Origin of the sequence: Actinotalea sp. C106, assembly GCF_023630195.1 — a bacterium.
Lineage (GTDB): Bacteria > Actinomycetota > Actinomycetes > Actinomycetales > Cellulomonadaceae > Actinotalea.
Window position 1 is genome coordinate 1 of sequence record NZ_JALPKN010000438.1, and the last position, 1,817, is coordinate 1,817.

The 1,817-nt window shown below is 75.7% G+C and carries 2 protein-coding genes; both read right to left on the minus strand.

The window, feature by feature from the left end; all coding sequences use genetic code 11:
• A partial coding sequence (locus tag L0B03_RS17335; RefSeq protein WP_250448194.1) for a tRNA (adenine-N1)-methyltransferase occupies nucleotides 1–1,001 on the minus strand: 1,001 nt, incomplete at its 3' end.
• An 11-nt stretch (nucleotides 1,002–1,012) separates the two neighbouring features.
• Nucleotides 1,013–1,817 (minus strand): site-2 protease family protein (locus tag L0B03_RS17340; RefSeq protein ID WP_250448196.1); only part of this gene is annotated, 805 nt, incomplete at its 5' end.

Consider the following 1,817-nt stretch of genomic DNA (forward strand, 5'->3'; position numbering starts at 1 on the left):
GCGCCCAGCTCCCGGCGCACGCGGCGGACCTTCTTGTCCGAGACGGCGCGCTCGCCCAGCTCCTCAGGGGTCCACTCGACCTCGTCGACCGGGTAGTTGCCCTTGGCCGGACGACGGCGCCGCTCGGGCACCGTCACGCCGTCGGCCATGCGTCGTGTGGAGAGCAGGAAGCCGGTGTGCCCGATCATCCGGTGCTGGGGGCGGACGGCGAGACCCTCGAGGTGCCAGCCACGGACCATGGTCTCCCAGGCCTGGGGCTCGGTGAACCGGCCGTCGTCGCGCACGTCCTCGGCGAGGCGGGACAGCTGGGTGGTCGTCGCGACGTACGCCACGAGGACGCCCCCCGGCGCGAGGGCCCCGGCCACGGCCTCGAGGTTCTCCCAGGGTGCGAGCATGTCCAGGACCACGCGGTCGACGCTGCCGGGCGCCTCGGTCTCGGGCAGCACGTCGCTCAGGTCCCCGACCGACAGGCGCCACGCCGGGTGCTCCCCGGCGAAGAGGCCCTCGACGTTGGCCCTCGCGATCGCGGCGAAGTCCTCGCGGCGCTCGATCGAGTGCAGGTACCCGCCGTCGCCGACGGCCCGCAGCAGGGACATGGTGAGCGCCCCCGAGCCCACCCCGGCCTCGACGACCCGGGCACCGGGGTAGATGTCGGCCATCGCGACGATCTGCCCGGCGTCCTTGGGGTAGACCACCGCGGCCCCGCGGGGCATCGACAGGGTGTAGTCCGACAGCAGCGGGCGCACCGCGAGGTAGTCCACGTTGCCGGTGCTCGTGACGACCGAGCCCTCGGGCGCGCCGATGAGCTCGTCGTGCCGGAAGTACCCCTTGTGCGTGTGGAAGGTGGCGCCCTCGGCCAGGGTGATCGTGTGCAGCCGACCGCGAGGGTCGGTCAGCTGGACCCTGTCCCCCACCCGCAGCGGACCACGGCGCGCCTCGGCGCCGGTGGGCGTCGGACGGGGCTCGGACGGGGGGACGACGGCAGGTCCGGAGGTGGTCACGACCGTCGAGTCTAGGTGCGCGCGGCGCGACCCCGGCGCAGGGCGTCCACGACGTCCTGCGCGTGCAGCAGCCCGACGACGCGCCCGGTGGGGTCCAGGACCACCATCACCGGGGAGGAGCGTGCGGCGAGGGCGACGGCCTGCACCGCCGCGGAACCGGTCAGCGACCCGTCCACCGAGGAACCCGGGGGCAGCGGGACCGCGACGGCCGACAAGGGCGTCCCGGCCCGCCGGCTGGCCGGGACCGAGCGGACGGCGTCGGCGTCGAGGTAGGCCCCCGGCCGACCGTCGGTGCCCAGGATCACGGCCTCGCCGGGGATCTCGACGTCGGCGAGGGTCGCGTCGGCGCTCACCACCGCGGTCGGGCGCATGAGGTGGCGCAGGGCGAGAGCCTCGACCGCGCGGTCGGCGTGGCCGGCCCGCACGGCCTGGTCGGCACCGCTCCACAGGAAGGCGCCGATGAGCGCCCCCCACACCACCGAGGTGAGGGACGGCGTGCGGCCCGCGACCAGGGGGACCAGCAGCACCCAGGCCAGGACGGCGACCGCGACCACGCGACCGACCCACCCGGCGACGACGGTGCCGGTGGAGCGCCGCCCGGTCGTGCGCCAGACGAGGGCCTCGAGCACCCGGCCGCCGTCCAGGGGGAGCCCGGGCACGAGGTTGAACACCCCGACGAAGCCGTTGGCGACGGCCGCGGCCGTCATGATCAGCGCCGCGAGCCCGCCCGAGGGCAGCACCTGCACCACCAGCCAGGCCGCGAGGCCGAGGCCGAGGTTGACCGCGGGCCCGGCTACCGCGACCAGGGCGCTCGAG